The sequence below is a fragment of the Citrobacter sp. Marseille-Q6884 genome (genome assembly GCF_945906775.1).
Classification (GTDB): Bacteria; Pseudomonadota; Gammaproteobacteria; order Enterobacterales; family Enterobacteriaceae; genus Citrobacter.
On sequence record NZ_CAMDRE010000001.1, the window covers coordinates 1,615,145 to 1,633,302 of the forward strand.

An 18,158-nucleotide genomic window follows, 5' to 3' on the forward strand; every position below is an offset into this window, starting at 1 on the left:
TAAAAAAGAGCCGCAATGCGGCTCTCGTATTTCATCAAGGCGCTCTCGGGCGCCTTTTTTTATTCCCCAGCGAGTGCTCGCGGGAACAGCACATTGTTTTCCAGACTGATGTGTTCCATCAGGTCATCGATCATCTCGTTAATGCCGTTATACATGGCTTTCCAGGTGGTGCAGGCTTCTGGCGGCGGCGTGACATTGTGGGTGATGTGCTTGATCACTTCGACCAGCTCACCCGCATCGTCATGCTCGCTTTCCATCACGCTGATTGGCCCCATCGCCTGGCTGCCCATTCCTTGTTTAATCATCGGGAACAGGATCTGTTCTTCTTTCATCATGTGGCTGGACAGCTCTTCATGCAGCATGGTCAGGTTTTTCGCCAGGCCACGCGGTACATTCGGCTTGTCAGCGTGAACGCGTTCAACTTTGGTGGCTTGCAGGATCAGTTCCGGCAATTGCTCGCGGTGGCGGTCATGAAAACGCACGATGATATGATCGATAATTTCTGCCAACGCTACGCTACGCCAGTCTTTTTCAAGCGGTTGTTCCGCCAGTTTTGCCAGCTCTGCTTCGATCGCATCAACATCCAGCTCTTTACGTGCAGCAGCGCGCGCCAGGGTTTGCTTACCGCCGCAGCAGTAATCCATATCGTACTTACGAAACAATGCGGAAGCGCGAGGAATAGAGAGCGCCAGTTCACCTAAAGGTTGATCGCGATAAGACATAGCCGTTACCTCATTCTCAATAATATAAGATGTATTTTAAATGCAACTTATGGCGAAGGATATAACCCTTTCGGGGTGGGGGATTTTGTGATGGTTGTCACGAAAAATTCTTCTCTCTTTAACGTGCTGAATCTTATTGAAAAGCGGGAAAACGGCGTAGAAAGCCGCTTCACAAGGTTAAATAAGCGGACGATGCTGCCGATAGTTAGACCTCAGACAATACCTGCATAATAAAAAGGCAACAGATGTTCAAACGAATCAAAGTGATAACCTTACTTATCACCGTGTTACTCGCCCTGGGCGCAATGCAGTTTATCTCTGCGGGCGTCTTTATTGGCGCGCTCAATAACGATAAGCAAAACTTTACCGTGTCTCAGCTTTCCAGCCAGAACGTGGCTGAGTTTACCGATGCGTGGATTAGCCTGAACCAGGCTCGCGTCACTCTCAACCGGGGAATGCTGCGCTTGCAGGGGACAATGGCGAGTGACATTAACGGGGGTCAGTTGAAAGAACTGGTAAGCACGGCTAACCGCCTGCTGGCCGAGGCAAAAGTGCATTACGATACATACTACGCACTGCCGGAAACGCCGGGTCTGGATGAACATCTGGCGGATCGGCTTGAAGAGCAGTATGGCATCTACTCGACGACGCTCGCAAAAATGAATGCGTTACTGGCGCAAGGCAAGCTGGAGGAGATGTTCAAACAGAATGCCGAGCAAAAGCAGACGGCGATGCAGGATGTTTATCAGGAATGGCGAGCTGCGCAATCTGCACTGGCCAGTGCGGGCGTGCAGGATAACGAGCATGACTATCAGAAGATCATCTGGTTGTTGTCTGCGGTGATGCTGGCGGTGGTAACCCTCATCATCGCCAGTTGGATAGCCGTGCAGCGCGTATTGCTGAAGCCACTCCATGACGTGATGACGCATATTCGTCACATCGCGGCCGGTGATTTGACCCACCGCATCAACGCGGAGGGCAGCAATGAAATGGCGCTGCTGGCGCGTAATGTCCGCGACATGCAGCAGGCACTGGCGAACACGGTGAGCGTGGTACGTGATGGCGCAGATACCATCTACACCGGCGCAGGGGAAATTGCTGCAGGCAGTAACGATCTCTCATCGCGTACTGAACAGCAGGCCGCCTCGCTGGAAGAGACCGCCGCCAGTATGGAGCAGCTCACCGCGACCGTGAAGCAGAATGCGGAGAATGCGCGGCAGGCGACCAGTTTGGCAAAAAACGCCTCGCAAACGGCGAAAAAAGGCGGTGCAGTCGTTGATAGTGTGGTGCGTACTATGGATGAAATCGCCACCAGTTCCAGCAAAATTGCGCAAATTACCAACGTTATCGACGGCATTGCCTTCCAGACCAATATTCTGGCGCTGAACGCCGCGGTAGAAGCGGCGCGAGCCGGCGAACAGGGGCGTGGGTTTGCGGTTGTTGCCGGTGAAGTGCGTACGCTGGCACAGCGTAGCGCCCAGGCGGCGAAAGAGATTAAGGCGTTGATTGATGATTCCGGTCACCGGGTCAATGCTGGTGCTACGTTGGTGCATGAAGCCGGTGAAACGATGTCGGAAATCGTCAGTGCCGTTACCCGAGTGACCGATATTATGGGCGAAATCGCGTCGGCGTCTGATGAGCAAAGTCGGGGCATTGAGCAGGTCGGTCAGGCGGTGGCTGAAATGGATCGCGTCACGCAGCAAAATGCCTCGCTGGTGGAAGAATCTGCGTCTGCCGCCGCCGCGCTTGAAGAGCAGGCCGCGCGGCTGAACCAGACCGTGGCGGTGTTTAACGTCGCGCGCCGAATGGTGGCGTAAACGCCCGTTCCGGCCTACAAGACGTCATCCAGTAGGCCGGATAAACCCGGCGTCACCCAGCAATATTAGGATGGCGAAACGGCGACGACGCGCGGTTTTTCCGGCTTCGCCCTGACCGCGACTACCACGCCGACAACCAGCAGAGCGATGCCACTCAGGGTCAGCATCGGTGGCATCTCCTGGCGCAGCATAAAGGTGTACAGCAGGCCCGCCAGCGTTTCAAACACAATCAGTGGCCCGAGGATCACCGTCGGTAACTTCTGGCTGGCAATATTCCAGCACAATGCGCCTACCCACGAGCACAATACCGCGATGGCAATCATCAGGCTAATAAACACAACCGGGCGCGGACCAAACGGGAGGGCGAAATCCGGAGTTTGCCCGTTCAGCCACAGGCAGGCCGCAACGTAACCCAGCAGAGAAACGGGAAGCGTCACCAGCGCCTGTGCCGTTGCCCACATCATCGGATGTTTATCGGGATTCTCACGCAGCCAGCGGGCGTTACGCAGCGCATACCATGCCCAGCACACCACTGAAATCAGCGCCAGCGCAATACCTGAACCGTAGCGCCAACCGCTAAAGTCGGGTAACCCTTGATTCAGCTCGGAAATATTGACGCACAGCAGTCCAATGCCGATCAGTACCAGCGCAGGGGCTAAGCGCCACCACGATAATTTGCCGTCACGCTGGCTATACAGCAGGTTGGCGAAGACCGGGATCACCACCGGTAATGTCCCGATGATCATCGTTGAGACAGGGGCGCCGGTGCGCTGGATGGCACTCGCCAGGCAAACGTAATAAATCAGGTTGCCCATCATTGTCAGCGCCAGCGCAGTGAACCAGTCTTTACGCGTCAACTGACGCAGACGCGCACGACCCAGCCAGGCGATTGGCAGGGCGATCAGACCCAGTGCCAGGTAGCGTCCCATCGACTGCAATACCGCCGGGTATTCTGGCACGATCAGCGGCCCGACAAAAATCAATCCCCACATCAGCCCAGCCAGCAGGGCATACAACACACCGCTAATCATTTTTGACACCCACATCGTTTTACATAGCGAAGAGTGTAGGCAGGGAAAAAGGCGGCGTATTGTATGAGATTGCGCATTAGCGCGGAAAAACCTGTTTTTGATAGCGCACGGGGGTAATGCCGTAGCGATGAGTAAATGCGCGGGTAAGGTGTGACTGATCGGTGAGGCCCGTTGCCGCGGCAACGTCTGCGGCGGCCATACCGTGAGTGAGGAAGCCTTTGGCGCGCCACAGGCGGATGGCCATCAGCATCTGGTGCGGCGTGACATGAAAATGCGATTTGAACTGGCGCTGAAAATGCCAGGGACTCAGCGACGCAACGCGGGCCAACTCATCGAGCGTCACCGGGTGCATATAGTTGTCGTGCAGATATTCACGCACTCGTGTAAAGCGGTGCGCGCCTTCTGGCGATACGGGCGCATGGCGAGCCAGCGGCTGGAATGTGTCGATCAGATCGAGCAATAAGCCTTTTTGTGCCAGGGGATCTTCGGCATTCCACAGACCATGGATCAACGAACAGATCTGGCGTGAACGCTGCGGGTCGTGGCGGGTGACATCATGAAACCACCAGTGGCGGATCCCGGTAACCTCTTCCAGAAGGTCGGGTTCAAGGTAGATCATCCGGTAGCGCCAGCCGTCGGCGGTTTCCGCTTCGCCGGTATGCAGCTCATCGGGATTCATGGTGACGACGGAGTGGGCCGGGGCCACGTACTGCGTACCGCGGTAGCGAAAGCGTTCGGCACCAGCTTCAATCGCGCCGATACCAAAGGCTTCGTGCGTGTGAGGCTCAAAGGCGTAACGTGAGATATGCGCATGATAAAGCTCAACGCCGGGCACCTGCGCCAGGTGGCGAAAGCGGGCACTGTCTTTATCATCAATGAACTGTTCAGGTACACCTTGCACGTTGTCTCTCCCCACGCATCGTCTTTCATTATCAGAGAGGATGCGCGGGGATGCCACCACAATTAACCGATTTTTAACACTTAGACGATCGCGTTGACGCTGTCTGCCAGTGAGGTTGTCGGGCGACCGATCAGTTTGCTCAGCGTTTGGCTGTCGTCGAACAACCCCCCTTTTGAGGCGCCGATATCGGAATCAGCCAGCATATCCGCCAGCCCATCAGGCAGACCAAAACCTTTCAGGGCTGCGGCAAAATCTGCTTCGCTCAGGTTTTGATACACCACCTCTTTGCCACTCTGTTTTGTCAGTTCGGCAGCCAGTTGGCTTAATGTCCAGCCTTCGTCACCCGCCAGTTCGTAGATTTTCCCGGCGTGGCCTTCTTCGCTGATGACGCGTGCGGCAGCGGCAGCATAATCGGCACGGGTCGCTGAGGCGATTTTTCCCGCACCGGCAGCGCCGATAAAGACGCCGTGCTCCAGTGCGGCAGGTGCGCTGGCCAGATAGTTTTCGGTATACCAGCCGTTGCGCAGCAGTGCATAGGGGAGCCCTGAGTCGGCGAGCAGTTTTTCAGTTTCAACGTGCTCGACATGCAACCCCAGCGGGGAGCGGTCGGCATGCAGCAGGCTGGTGTAAGCAATAAATTTCACGTTGGCTGCCTTCGCCGCGTTAATCACGTTGCGATGCTGCGGGGTACGTTGCCCGACTTCGCTGGAGGAGATCAGCAGCAGTTTGTCGATCCCCTGCAATGCGTGCGTGAAGGCGGCTTCATCAGTGTAATCCGCCTGACGAACGGTAATGCCCTGCTGACTGAGCGCTGTTGCTTTGCCTGGGTTACGCACAATCGCCACAATCTGGCTGGCAGGAACGGTGTGCAACAGGGTTTCAATGACGTGTTGGCCGAGTTGGCCAGTGGCACCGGTAATGGCAATCATGGAGAACTCCTTGGTGTTTGTCTTGTGTTTCGTTAAGCTAACACCTAAACTTACTTTTAGTAAGTACATACAAAAAGGTAAGTATTAAATGACCGCATCGACGCTTTCTGAACAGTTACGCGAGGGCAATTTATTTGCCGAGCAGTGTCCCTCACGCGAGGTGTTAAAGCACGTCACCAGCCGTTGGGGCGTGTTGATTCTGGTGGCGCTGCGCGACGGGACGCACCGGTTCAGCGATTTACGCCGCAAGATGGGGGGAGTCAGTGAAAAGATGCTGGCGCAATCCTTACAGGCGCTGGAGCAGGACGGGTTTATCAACCGGGTGTCATATCCGGTCGTACCGCCGCACGTAGAGTACAGCCTGACGCCGTTAGGTGAGCAGGTCAGCGAGAAAGTCGCCGCGCTGGCAGACTGGATCGAGCTGAATTTGCCGCAGGTGATGGCACAACGGGAAGAACGTGCAGCCTGAGAGTGCCGGATAAGACGCTGCGCGTCGTCATCCGGCACAGGGCGTTACTTGCTCAAATCCAACTGATAAATCGCAAAGCCGATATCATCGGTCGCGACCTTGTTCATCGGATACTGTTTCTTCTGCTGAATAAACGCGGCAGCCTTCTCAGAGGGTGAGGTTTCAAAGCGGATATCCAGCTTCGTATCGCTGTGAATCGGCGCCAGACGCCAGTTATTATCCGCCGCCGGGTGAATTTCGCCTGCGCTCTTCGTCTGGGAGCCTATCCATGCCGCCAGCACTGAGCGGTTTTCATCCGGCGAGGCAAAGGCGATGTGGCTGTCGCCGGTGCCCGCAAACTTACCACCGTAGGCACGGTAGTTGTTGGTTGCGACCAGGAAGGTCGCGTCAGGATCGATAGGTTTACCGTTAAAGGTCAGATTTTTAATACGCTCTGCGTTGGCGTTTACCGTCTGGCACTCGCCGTCGTAGCGGGCTGGCTGCGAAACATCAATCTGGTAATCCACGCCATCAATCACGTCGAAGTTATAGGTACGGAAACCGTCCCAGTTAATTAACGACTGCGGTTTGCTGCTGTGAATATCAACCTGATTAAACTGCCCGGCGGAACATTCCAGCCACTCTTTAACCTCTTTACCGCTCGCTTTCACCACCACCAGCGTATTGGGGTAGAGGTACAAATCGGCGGCATTGCGGAAGGTTAACTGGCCTTTTTCGACTTCAACAAAACTTGCCGGATCGTTCTTGCGTCCGCCAACCTTAAACGGCGCGGCGGCGGAAAGCACCGGCAGTTTTGCCAGGTCTGGATCGCCCTGAATAAAGTGTTCCACATACGCTTTCTGCGCGTTATTCACCACCTGCACGGTTGGGTCGTCCTGAACCAGCGCCAGATAGCTGTACATGTTGTCGGCTGATTTACCAATGGGCTTGCTGACAAACTCGCGCGTGGCATCGTGATCGGCTTTCAGGATCTCCACAATCTTACGATCCTCAGCAGCCAGTGATTTTTTAGTCGCAGCGTCATAAATCGGGCGTGCTTCGGCTTTTGCCTGCGTGACCTGCCATTTGCCGCTGTCGTTATTCAGCACCAGATCCACCACGCCGAGATGATCGCCCCACATGCCCGGCATGACGGCAGGAATACCATTCAGCGTACCCTTAGCAATGTCTGCGCCTTTGATACTGGCAAAGTCTTTACCCGGGAAGACAGCATGAGCATGACCAAACATAATCGCGTCAACGCCGGGAACTTCGCTGAGGTAATAAACGGAATTTTCTGCCATCGCCTGGTATGGGTCGGCAGACAGACCGGAGTGGGCGACCACGACCACAATATCGGCGCCTTTTTCACGCATCTCCGGGACATATTTCCGTGCGGTTTCGGTAATGTCATTCACCGTGACTTTGCCGCTGAGATTGGCCTTATCCCAGGTCATGATCTGCGGCGGAACAAAGCCGATATAGCCAATCTTCAACGTCTGTTTGTGACCTTCTTTATCGACAACGTCAGTCTCTTTAATCAAGTAAGGCGTAAACAGCGGTTTTTGGGTCTTAACGTCGATGATATTGGCGTTAACGTAGGGGAATTTTGCGCCAGCGAGCGCGTTCTGCAGATACTCCAGACCATAGTTGAATTCATGGTTGCCGAGGTTGCCCACTGCGTAATCCAGCGTATTGAGCGCTTTATACACCGGGTGAGTTTCGCCAGCCTTAAGGCCTTTGGCTGCCATGTAATCCCCGAGCGGGCTGCCCTGAATCAGATCGCCGTTATCGACCAGTACGCTGTTTTTGACTTCACTTCTGGCGGCGTTAATTAAACTCGCCGTACGTACCAGACCGAATTTTTCAGTCGGTGTATCTTTGTAATAATCGAAATCCATCATATTGCTATGCAAATCAGTGGTTTCCATTATACGCAGATCGACGGTCGCGGCATTCACGCTGGCGGCAATCAGCGTGGCCAGAAGCGTTGCACTAAACTTAATCATCAGGGGCATCCTTTTTAGAACCAGACCACAAAAGAAAATGTATATAAATCTTCTTGCTTACAGAATTGTGAATCATGACATGAATATAGCGTTTAAAACCGCAGGCGCTATCACAGTTGGCGGATCCCTTGACGATCGGGTATAAGTAAAACAACGAGTTAACACCACTGCCATAAACGAGGTGGAGAATGCTAGAACATGTATGCCAGCTTGCACGGAACGCGGGCGATGCCATTATGCAGGTCTACGATGGAATCAAACCGATGGAGATTGCCAGCAAGCAGGACGATTCTCCGGTCACGGCGGCGGATATTGCCGCACACACGGTGATCCTCGAAGGATTACAGGCACTGACGCCCGATATTCCAGTGTTATCAGAAGAGGCGCCTCCGGGCTGGGATGTGCGCCAGCACTGGCAGCGCTACTGGCTGGTAGACCCGCTGGACGGCACCAAAGAATTCATCAAACGTAACGGTGAATTCACCGTGAATATTGCGCTGATCGAAAAAGGAAAGCCGGTGCTGGGCGTGGTTTATGCGCCGGTGATGAAGGTGATGTACAGCGCGGCGGAAGGCAAAGCGTGGAAAGAAGAGTGCGGTGTGCGCAAACAAATTCAGGTGCGCGACGCTCGCCCTCCGCTGGTGGTGATTAGCCGCTCGCACGCTGACAATGAGCTAAAAGAGTATCTGCAGCAGTTGGGCGAACACCAGACCACGTCGATTGGCTCGTCGCTGAAGTTCTGCCTGGTTGCGGAAGGGCAGGCGCAACTGTACCCGCGTTTTGGACCCACCAACGTTTGGGACACCGCTGCAGGCCACGCCGTTGCCGCAGCAGCCGGAGCACACGTTCACGACTGGCAGGGAAAATCCCTGGATTACACCCCGCGTGAATCGTTCCTCAACCCCGGCTTCCGGGTCTCTATTTACTGAGCAATTTATGCAGCAGGGCGATAACCTGCTGCACCTCTTCCTGAGTTAAAGCACCATCTTTTGCCCACTGGATACGCCCTTCTTTATCAAGAACGACGATTGCTGAACTCTCTTCGTCCAGTTGCCACGTTTTACGCGCGATGCCGTCACTATCGACAATAAATTGTGACCAGGGGTAGAGCTTCTTATTACTCTCCAGGCTGCTGCGTACGAACATACCTGAACCCGGAATGGCATCATCCGTGTTGACGATGGTGGTGGTCTGGTATTGATCGTGTGGCAGATTTGCCGCTTTGATGGCCTCAATCAGCGTCGCATTTTTCTCCTTGGCGGAGGTGCGTCCGGCAATGTGTTGCACAATGCGTACTTTCCCTGGCAACTGCGCGCTATTCCAGCTTTTGTAGCTAAACTTATCGTTATCGAGAATCAGTTCGCCGCGATCGGCGATCCCCACCGGCGGTACGCGCTGGTTAGTCTCAAACTTATGTGCGGAGGCAATCATCGGCAGCAGCAGGCACGTCAGCGCCAGCAGTTTTCGTAGGGTCATGGTATTTCCTTCTTTCTTTATTGTGCAGGTGATCCGACCACTTGGGTCTGGAATTTAATCATATGTGCGAATGATGCTTTTTCCCGCAATCGCGATGCCAGTTTGCGGACGGGCGCACAAATCCTGCGAAAAATGAAGACTTATACTGAAGACAGCGAAGCGTTGAAAAGATAATTCTGAATAAATGTAACTTGAAGGTAAATAAACTTATACACGCTGGAAACATCAACGAGATAGTCTATAGTCATAGGGCATTAAAATTTGCGCCTGAGGATTGTCGGACCGATTGTGGTACCGCATAGGCGTAATGCTCAGCAGGAGACAACAATGAAAATTTTCCAACGATACAACCCGCTGCAGGTGGCGAAGTACGTGAAGATCCTGTTTCGTGGACGGTTATATATCAAGGACGTAGGCGCTTTTGAATTTGATAAGGGTAAGATTCTTATCCCAAAAGTGAAGGACAAACTGCATTTTTCTGTTATGTCCGAAGTTAACCGTCAGGTCTTGCGTCTGCAAACTGAGATGGCTTGATCAAAGTGCTATGCAGTAGTTAAGTAGTTAAAAGAACGGCTCCTTATTACAGGAGCCGTTGATGTTTCTGTCAGGTGCGGTTACGCCTTGACCTCTTCTTTGGCATCCGGCAGTTTCGGGACCAGAACGCCAGGTTTGCTGTCCAGGCGCGTCACCAGTAGCTGATCGATCTTGTAGTTATCGATATCCACCACTTCAAATTTATAGCCTGAGAACTTCACCGAGTCGGTGCGTTTCGGGATTTTACGCAGCATAAACATCATAAAACCACCGATGGTTTCATAGTTGCCAGACTGCGGAAACTCGTCGATATCCAGCACACGCATGACGTCATCAATTGGCGTACCGCCGTCAATCAGCCAGGAGTTCTCATCACGCGCCACAATCTGCTCTTCCAGACCCTGGCCAACTAAATCACCCATCAGCGTGGTCATCACGTCGTTAAGCGTAATAATCCCCACCACCAGCGCGTACTCGTTCATGATCACGGCAAAGTCTTCGCCTGCGGTTTTGAAGCTTTCCAGCGCTTCAGAAAGGGTCAGGGTATCCGGGACAATAAGCGTATTGCGAATCTGCACGCCGCTGTTCAACGCCATACTTTGATTCGCCAGAACGCGGTTAAGCAGATCTTTGGAATCCACATAGCCGATGATGTGATCGATATCTTCGTTACACACCAAAAACTTTGAATGCGGATGTTCAGCCACTTTGTTCTTCAGGCTTTGCTCATCTTCATGAAGATCAAACCAGATGACGTTCTCGCGTGATGTCATCGATGACGGCACGGTACGGGATTCCAGTTCGAACACATTTTCAATAAGCTCATGTTCCTGCTTACGCAAGACACCTGCCAGTGCGCCAGCTTCTACTACGGCGTAGATATCGTCTGAAGTGATGTCATCTTTACGCACCATCGGGATCTTGAACAGGCGGAAAATGTTGTTTGCCAGGCCGTTAAAGAACCACACCAGAGGGCGGAACACGAACAGGCAGAAGCGCATCGGGTTGATGATACGCAAAGCCACAGCTTCTGGCGCAATCATACCGATGCGTTTCGGAGTTAAATCCGCGAACAGGATGAACAGGCCAGTTACCAGTGAGAACGAGAGAATAAAGCTTAGCTGTTCAGATAGCTCTGGGGAGAAGTATTTCGAGAATAAGCTATAAAAAGCCGGAGAAAATGCCGCGTCACCGACGATACCGCCGAGAATAGCGACAGCGTTAAGGCCAATTTGCACAACGGTAAAGAACATGCCGGGGTTTTCCTGCATCTTCATCACGCGTAGTGCGTTAACGTTACCTTCATCGGCAAGCAGCTTAAGTTTAATTTTGCGTGAGGCAGCAAGCGAGATCTCGGATATCGAGAAAAACGCACTCACGGCGATCAGGCAGAGAATGATTAAAATACTGTTTAACATATCTTATCCGGCATTACGCCAGATCCTCGGAAGGGAGAAGTTGATAAATCCGTGTGAAATACACATTGAAAACCGGCTCGTGGAAGTAAGCCGGTAAATTCAGAAGCTAGTATAGCGTAAGCGACTGTAAAGTCGCCAGAGGTTGATATTTATCCTTGCGGCGGCAGACAAACCCCGATGCCGCCAATGCCACAATATCCATAGGGGTTTTTATGTAAATATTGCTGATGATCGTCCTCGGCATAGTAAAACGGGGTGGCCGTTTTGATTTCCGTCGTAATCGGGCGATCGTCGCCTGCGGCCGTCATCGCTGCCTGAAAACGTGCAAGGCTGGCCTGGGCGGCCGCGCTTTGCTCCGGGGTTAACGGATAAATGGCGGAACGATACTGCGTGCCGTTGTCATTACCCTGACGCATGCCTTGCGCCGGGTCGTGATTTTCCCAGAACACCTGCAGCAGCTGTTCGTAGCTGATAACATTCGGGTCATAAACAATACGCACGGCTTCGGCATGGCCCGTTTCGCCGGAGCACACTTCCCGATAGGTTGGGTTCGGGGTGTAGCCGCCGGAATAGCCTGCTGCGGTACTGTACACGCCGGGGAGTGACCAGAATAAACGCTCAACGCCCCAGAAACAGCCCATGGCGAAAAGCGCAATCTCCATACCGTCGGGTACGTTGGTCATTGAATGTTGGTTCACCGCATGCAGCGTTGCCACTGGCATCGGGGTATTGCGTCCTGGTAGAGCATCTGCTTGCGTCACAAGATGCTTTTTATCAAATAAACTCATGGCCGTTCTCCCGAAATCAGTCATTTGGGTTAGGGTTGTAACAAGACGCGTCTTTGCCCACAATAAACGGTGTGAATACGTCTAGAGTTAAACATAAGAAATATTTGGGTTGTCGTCTGTTTTTCAACTCTTATTGTTGATTTTTTGTTAAGCCGAGGAACGGCATAGTTTTTTTCCAGGGGCGGGAAAAAAGGATATTCAGGAGAAAATGTGCCACATATCCGTCAGTTATGTTGGGTGGGTTTACTGTGCTTAAGTGGTTCCGCCGTCGCCGCGAATGTTCGCTTGCAGGTCGAAGGATTATCGGGACCGCTGGAGAAAAACGTCCGTGCGCAGCTGTCCACGATTCAGAGTGATGAAGTCACCCCTGACCGGCGTTTTCGCGCTCGCGTCGATGATGCCATCCGCGAAGGATTAAAAGCGCTGGGCTATTTTGAGCCGACCATTGATTTTGAATTGCGTCCGCCGCCGGCGAAAGGACGCCAGGTGCTGATCGCCAAAGTGACGCCCGGCGAACCGGTACTGATTGGTGGAACCGACGTGATTTTACGCGGCGGAGCGCGTACTGACAGAGATTATCTCGACCTGCTGAAAACGCGCCCGGCCATCGGCACCGTGCTGAATCAAGGCGATTACGACAACTTCAAAAAGTCGCTAACCAGCGTGGCGCTGCGTAAAGGCTATTTCGACAGTGAGTTTAATAAAAGCCAGCTCGGCATTGCACTCGATCGCCGCCAGGCGTTCTGGGATATCGATTACAACAGCGGAGAGCGCTATCGCTTTGGGCATGTCACCTTTGAAGGCTCGCAGATACGCGATGAGTATTTGCAGAATCTGGTGCCATTCAAAGAGGGTAAAGAGTACGAGTCGAAAGACCTGGCCGAACTGAACCGTCGTCTTTCTGCGACCGGATGGTTTAATTCCGTGGTAGTGGCGCCGGAATTCGATAAAGCCCGCGAAACCAAAGTGCTGCCGTTAAAAGGCGTGGTATCGCCACGCACTGAAAATACCATTGAAACCGGGGTCGGCTATTCTACTGACGTCGGGCCGCGCCTGAAGACCACCTGGAAAAAGCCGTGGATGAACTCCTACGGGCACAGCCTGGCAACCAGCGTCAGCGTTTCCGCGCCAGAGCAGGTTCTTGATTTCAGTTATAAAATGCCGTTGTTAAAGAACCCGCTGGAGCAGTACTACCTGGTGCAGGGGGGCTTTAAGCGTACGGATTTAAACGATACCGAGCAGGACTCCACCACGCTTGCGGTCTCCCGCTACTGGGATCTCTCCAGCGGTTGGCAGCGTGCCATTAACCTGCGCTGGAGTCTCGATCACTTTACCCAGGGTGAAGTCACCCACACCACTCAACTGTTCTATCCTGGCGTTATGATCAGCCGGACGCGCTCGCGTGGCGGTCTGATGCCGGTCTGGGGCGATTCCCAGCGTTATTCCATCGATTACTCCAATACGGCCTGGGGTTCCGATGTCGATTTCTCCGTCTTCCAGGCGCAGAACGTCTGGATCCGCACATTGTACGATCGTCATCGCTTTGTGATGCGCGGTAACCTCGGCTGGATCGAAACCGGGGACTTCGACAAAGTGCCGCCGGATCTGCGTTTCTTTGCCGGGGGCGACCGCAGTATTCGCGGCTACAAATACAAATCCATTTCACCTGAAGACAGCAACGGCGACCTGAAAGGGGCCTCAAAGCTGGCGACCGGTTCGCTGGAATATCAGTACAACGTGACCGGGAAATGGTGGGGAGCGATGTTTGTCGACAGTGGCGAAGCGGTGAGTGATATCCGCAAGAGCGATTTCAAAACCGGTGCCGGGGTTGGCGTGCGTTGGCAGTCGCCGGTGGGGCCGATCAAGCTTGATTTTGCCGTACCTGTCGGCGACAAAGATGAACACGGTTTACAGTTTTACATCGGTCTGGGGCCTGAATTATGAGTTTATGGAAGAAGATAAGCCTCGGCGTACTGATTTTTATTCTGCTGCTGTTAGGGACCGTCGCATTCCTGATTGGCACCACGTCGGGTCTGCATCTGCTGTTCAACGCGGCTAATCGCTGGGTGCCGGGGCTGGAAATTGGCCAGGTCACCGGCGGTTGGCGGGATCTCTCGCTGAAAAATATCCGCTATGAGCAGCCTGGCGTGGCGGTCAATGCCGGTGAAGTGCATCTGGCCGTTGGCCTCAACTGCCTGTGGGACAGTAGCCTGTGCGTCAACGATCTGGCACTGAAAGATATCAACGTGGCGATCGACAGTAAAAAGATGCCGCCTTCTGCGCCGGTTGAGGAAGAAGAGAGCGGCCCGCTTAACCTTTCTACGCCTTACCCCATCACGCTTTCCCGCGTGGCGCTTAACAATATCAATATCAAAATCGATGACACCACGGTTTCCATCCTGGACTTTACGTCCGGTCTGAACTGGCAGGAAAAAACGCTGACCCTGAAGCCAACGTCACTGCAGGGGCTGCTGATCGCACTGCCAAAAGTGGCCGATGTTGCGCAGGAAGAGGTGGTTGAACCGAAGATCCAGAATCCTCAGCCGGATGAAAAACCGCTGGGTGAAACGCTGAAAGATCTGTTCTCAAAACCTGTCCTGCCGGAAATGACCGATGTTCATTTGCCGCTGAATCTGAATATCGAAGAATTCCGTGGCGAGCAGTTGCGCGTGACCGGTGATACGGATTTAACGGTGCATAGCATGCTGCTGAAGGTGAGCAGTATCGATGGCAACATGAAGCTCGATACGCTGGATATAGACTCCAGCCAGGGCGCCGTGAAGGCCAGCGGAACCGCGCAATTGACCAACAGTTGGCCGGTAGATATTACGCTGAACAGCACACTGAACATCGACCCGCTAAAAGGTGAGAAGGTTAAGCTGAAAGTCGGTGGCGCGCTGCGCGAGCAACTGGAAGTGGGCGTGAATCTTTCCGGTCCGGTAGATATGGATCTGCGGGCACAGACGCGCCTGGCCGAAGCCGGATTGCCGCTGAATGTGGAAATCGTCAGTAAGCAGGTTTACTGGCCGTTTACGGGTGAAAAGCAGTTCCAGGCAGATGATATCAAGCTCAAACTGACCGGGAAGATGACGGACTATACGCTGTCGATGCGTACCGCCGTGAAAGGGCAGGACATTCCTCCGGCAACCATTACGCTGGACGCTAAAGGCAACGAACAGCAAATCAATCTCGACAAACTCACCGTTGCCGCGCTGGAAGGGAAAACGGAGCTCAAAGCCTTACTCGACTGGCAGCAGGCGATTAGCTGGCGCGGTGAACTGACGCTGGATGGCATTAACACCGCGAAAGCGATCCCGGACTGGCCGTCAAAACTGAACGGTCTGGTGAAAACCCGCGGAAGCCTGTACGGCGGCACCTGGCAGATGGACATCCCGGAGCTGAAGCTGACCGGTAACGTCAAACAGAACAAGGTCAATGTAAACGGCTCGCTGAAGGGGAACAGCTACCTGCAGTGGACGATTCCCGGCTTGCATCTGGAACTGGGGCGCAACAGCGCAGAAGTGAAAGGTGAATTGGGCGTGAAAGATCTCAATCTGGATGCGACGGTGGATGCGCCAAATCTGGATAACGCGCTGCCAGGGCTGGGGGGAACGGCGAAGGGGCTGGTCAAAGTTCGCGGTACGGTCGACGCGCCACAACTGCTGGCGGATATCACCGCCCGAGGCCTGCGCTGGCAGGAACTCTCCGTTGCTCAGGTGCGTGTTGAAGGCGATGTGAAATCCGCTGAGCAGATTGCCGGTAGCCTCAATGTGCGCGTAGAGCGCATTGTGCAACCTGACGTGAATATCAACCTGGTGACCCTGAATGCAAAAGGGAGCGAAAAGCAGCATGAGCTGCAGCTACGCATCCAGGGCGAACCGGTTTCCGGGCAACTGGATCTGGCAGGGAGCTTTGATCGTAAAGAAGAACGCTGGAAAGGGGCGTTGAGTAACACGCGTTTCCAGACGCCAGTAGGACCGTGGTCGCTGAATCGCCCGATTGCACTGGATTACCGCAATCAGGAACAGAAAATCAGTATTGGGCCGCACTGCTGGAATAACCCCAATGCAGAACTGTGTGTGCCGCAGACCATTGATGCGGGTGCGGAAGGTCGCGCGGTGGTGAATCTGAACCGCTTCGATCTGGCGATGCTGAAACCGCTTATGCCGGAGACCACCCAGGCCAGCGGTGTGTTCAGTGGTAAAGCCGACGTGAGTTGGGACACCACCAAAGAGGGACTGCCGCAGGGGCAAGTCACGTTGAGTGGGCGCAATGTGAAGGTGACGCAAAGCGTTAACGATGCGCCGCTGCCGGTGGCCTTTGACACGCTGAACCTGACTGCGGATCTGCACAATAACCGCGCCGAGCTGGGCTGGCTGATTCGCCTGACCAATAACGGGCAGTTCGACGGGCAGGTTCAGGTTACCGACCCGCAAGGGCGACGTAACCTTGGCGGCAACGTTAATATCCGTAACTTCAATCTGGCGATGGTGAACCCTATCTTCTCGCGCGGCGAAAAAGCGGCGGGGATGATAAACGCAAACCTGCGTCTGGGCGGCGATGTGCAAAGCCCGCAGTTGCTGGGTCAGCTACAGCTGAGCGGTCTGGATATTGACGGCAACTTTATGCCGTTTGATATGCAGCCAAGCCAACTGGCCGTGAACTTCACGGGGACGCGTTCAACGCTGGCAGGCGTCGTGCGTACGCAGCAGGGACAAATTAACCTGAGCGGTGATGCCGACTGGAGTCAGATTGATAACTGGCGCGCACGCGTCGCCGCCAAAGGCAGCCGGGTGCGAATCACCGTACCGCCGATGGTGCGTCTGGATGTCTCGCCGGATGTGGTCTTTGAAGCCACGCCAAGTTTATTCACGCTGGACGGCAGCGTAGATGTGCCGTGGGCGAGAATAGTTGTGCACGACCTGCCGGAAAGCGCGGTGGGGGTTTCCAGCGATATGGTGATGCTGAATAACAATCTGCAGCCAGAGAAGCCGCAGAGCGCCGGGATTCCCATCAACAGCAACCTGACTGTACATGTCGGAAATAACGTTCGTATCAACGCCTTTGGTTTGAAAGCACGCCTGACGGGTGACCTGAAAGTGGCGCAGGATAAGCAGGGGCTGGGGCTGAACGGGCAGATCAATATTCCAGAAGGGCGTTTCCATGCGTACGGTCAGGATTTGATTGTGCGTAAGGGCGAGCTGCTGTTCTCCGGTCCGCCGGATCAGCCGTTGCTCAATATCGAGGCGATTCGTAACCCGGATGCCACGGAAGACGACGTCATCGCTGGTGTGCGGGTGACAGGCTCTGCCGATGAACCGAAAGCCGAGATCTTCTCCGACCCGGCAATGTCGCAGCAAATGGCGCTTTCCTACCTGCTCCGTGGACAAGGTCTGGACAGTGAACAGAGCGACAGTGCGGCAATGACCTCAATGCTTATTGGTCTGGGGGTTGCACAAAGTGGTCAGGTTGTGGGTAAAATCGGGGAGACATTTGGCGTAAGCAATCTGGCACTGGACACACAAGGGGTGGGAGACTCATCTCAGGTGGTGGTCAGTGGATATGTACTGCCAGGTCTGCAGGTGAAATATGGTGTGGGGATATTTGACTCTTTAGCGACACTCACGCTACGTTATCGTCTGATGCCTAAGCTATATCTGGAAGCCGTGTCTGGTGTTGATCAGGCACTTGATTTGCTCTATCAGTTCGAGTTTTAGCAATGCGAATATTTGTCTACGGTAGTTTACGACGCAAACAGGGCAACAGCCACTGGATGACCAACGCCCAGTTGCTGGGTGATTTCAATATCGAGAACTACCAGTTGTATAGCCTGGGCCACTATCCAGGCGCGGTTCCGGGAAATGGAACGGTACACGGGGAAGTTTATCGTATTGATAACGCCACGCTGGCAGAGCTGGACGCTCTGCGTACGCGCGGCGGAGAATATGCACGCCAGTTAATTCAGACGCCGTATGGAAGTGCATGGATGTATGTGTACCAACGTCCGGTCGATGGGTTAACGCTGATTGAAAGCGGTAACTGGTTAGACAGAGACCAGTACTGATATATCGCCTACGAAAATAAA

The 18,158-nt window shown here is 53.9% G+C and carries 15 protein-coding genes; 7 read left to right on the forward strand and 8 right to left on the reverse strand.

The window, feature by feature from the left end:
* Positions 1–59: 59 nt before the first annotated feature.
* Positions 60–722, reverse strand: coding sequence for an iron-sulfur cluster repair protein YtfE (gene ytfE, locus N7268_RS07685; protein ID WP_260862360.1), 663 nt, complete (start codon positions 720–722; stop codon positions 60–62).
* Positions 723–967: 245 nt separating this feature from the next.
* On the opposite strand from ytfE, the gene N7268_RS07690 reads away from it, so the two are divergent.
* Entirely contained in the window at positions 968–2,539 is a 1,572-nt protein-coding gene (locus N7268_RS07690; RefSeq protein WP_260862361.1) for a methyl-accepting chemotaxis protein, read from the forward strand.
* A 65-nt stretch (positions 2,540–2,604) separates the two neighbouring features.
* On the opposite strand, the gene N7268_RS07695 is transcribed toward N7268_RS07690, so the two are convergent.
* The 3 genes from N7268_RS07695 to N7268_RS07705 all read right to left on the reverse strand — a co-directional run bounded on the left by N7268_RS07695 (position 2,605) and on the right by N7268_RS07705 (position 5,400).
* Positions 2,605–3,570, reverse strand: coding sequence for a DMT family transporter (locus tag N7268_RS07695; RefSeq protein WP_260862362.1), 966 nt, complete (start codon positions 3,568–3,570; stop codon positions 2,605–2,607).
* 76 nt (positions 3,571–3,646) lie between these two features.
* Positions 3,647–4,471 (reverse strand): AraC family transcriptional regulator, encoded by an 825-nt coding sequence (locus tag N7268_RS07700; RefSeq protein ID WP_260862363.1) that lies wholly within the window; start codon positions 4,469–4,471, stop codon positions 3,647–3,649.
* Positions 4,472–4,551: 80 nt separating this feature from the next.
* The gene (locus N7268_RS07705; protein WP_260862364.1) at positions 4,552–5,400 is read right to left on the reverse strand and encodes an SDR family oxidoreductase; all 849 of its coding nucleotides are present in this window, start codon (positions 5,398–5,400) and stop codon (positions 4,552–4,554) included.
* Between the two features lie 88 nt (positions 5,401–5,488).
* Between N7268_RS07705 and N7268_RS07710 the strand changes: the two genes are divergently transcribed.
* Positions 5,489–5,869 (forward strand): winged helix-turn-helix transcriptional regulator, encoded by a 381-nt coding sequence (locus tag N7268_RS07710; RefSeq protein ID WP_198906727.1) that lies wholly within the window; start codon positions 5,489–5,491, stop codon positions 5,867–5,869.
* 44 nt (positions 5,870–5,913) lie between these two features.
* On the opposite strand, the gene N7268_RS07715 is transcribed toward N7268_RS07710, so the two are convergent.
* Positions 5,914–7,857, reverse strand: a complete 1,944-nt coding sequence (locus tag N7268_RS07715; protein WP_260862365.1) for a bifunctional 2',3'-cyclic-nucleotide 2'-phosphodiesterase/3'-nucleotidase — start codon at positions 7,855–7,857, stop codon at positions 5,914–5,916.
* 188 nt (positions 7,858–8,045) lie between these two features.
* Between N7268_RS07715 and cysQ the strand changes: the two genes are divergently transcribed.
* The gene (gene cysQ, locus N7268_RS07720; RefSeq protein WP_198906725.1) at positions 8,046–8,786 is read left to right on the forward strand and encodes a 3'(2'),5'-bisphosphate nucleotidase CysQ; all 741 of its coding nucleotides are present in this window, start codon (positions 8,046–8,048) and stop codon (positions 8,784–8,786) included.
* Here the strand turns inward: cysQ and N7268_RS07725 are convergent.
* On the reverse strand, positions 8,776–9,333 hold the full coding sequence (locus N7268_RS07725) for a YtfJ family protein (RefSeq protein ID WP_260862366.1): 558 nt from the start codon (positions 9,331–9,333) through the stop codon (positions 8,776–8,778). The genes cysQ and N7268_RS07725 overlap by 11 nt on opposite strands.
* A 327-nt stretch (positions 9,334–9,660) precedes the next feature.
* On the opposite strand from N7268_RS07725, the gene N7268_RS07730 reads away from it, so the two are divergent.
* Positions 9,661–9,867 carry a DUF1107 domain-containing protein gene (locus N7268_RS07730; RefSeq protein WP_003025710.1) on the forward strand — a complete coding sequence of 69 codons (207 nt, stop codon included), beginning with the start codon at positions 9,661–9,663 and terminating at the stop codon, positions 9,865–9,867.
* Between the two features lie 80 nt (positions 9,868–9,947).
* Here the strand turns inward: N7268_RS07730 and N7268_RS07735 are convergent, their stop codons facing one another.
* Together N7268_RS07735 and msrA are read right to left on the reverse strand one after the other, a co-directional pair.
* Positions 9,948–11,285 carry a hemolysin family protein gene (locus N7268_RS07735; protein ID WP_198906723.1) on the reverse strand — a complete coding sequence of 446 codons (1,338 nt, stop codon included), beginning with the start codon at positions 11,283–11,285 and terminating at the stop codon, positions 9,948–9,950.
* 149 nt (positions 11,286–11,434) lie between these two features.
* Positions 11,435–12,073: a peptide-methionine (S)-S-oxide reductase MsrA gene (gene msrA / locus N7268_RS07740; protein ID WP_260862367.1), complete on the reverse strand. Its 639-nt coding sequence runs from the start codon at positions 12,071–12,073 to the stop codon at positions 11,435–11,437.
* Positions 12,074–12,283: 210 nt separating this feature from the next.
* On the opposite strand from msrA, the gene tamA reads away from it, so the two are divergent.
* From tamA to N7268_RS07755, 3 genes are read left to right on the forward strand one after another with little or no spacing between them, the layout of a single operon-like run.
* Positions 12,284–14,017, forward strand: coding sequence for an autotransporter assembly complex protein TamA (tamA, locus tag N7268_RS07745; protein ID WP_260862368.1), 1,734 nt, complete (start codon positions 12,284–12,286; stop codon positions 14,015–14,017).
* Positions 14,014–17,790, forward strand: coding sequence for an autotransporter assembly complex protein TamB (gene tamB / locus N7268_RS07750; RefSeq protein WP_260862369.1), 3,777 nt, complete (start codon positions 14,014–14,016; stop codon positions 17,788–17,790). The genes tamA and tamB overlap by 4 nt, the downstream gene beginning before the upstream one ends.
* A 2-nt stretch (positions 17,791–17,792) precedes the next feature.
* Entirely contained in the window at positions 17,793–18,137 is a 345-nt protein-coding gene (locus N7268_RS07755) for a gamma-glutamylcyclotransferase (protein WP_198906719.1), read from the forward strand.
* The last annotated feature ends 21 nt before the right edge of the window (positions 18,138–18,158 follow it).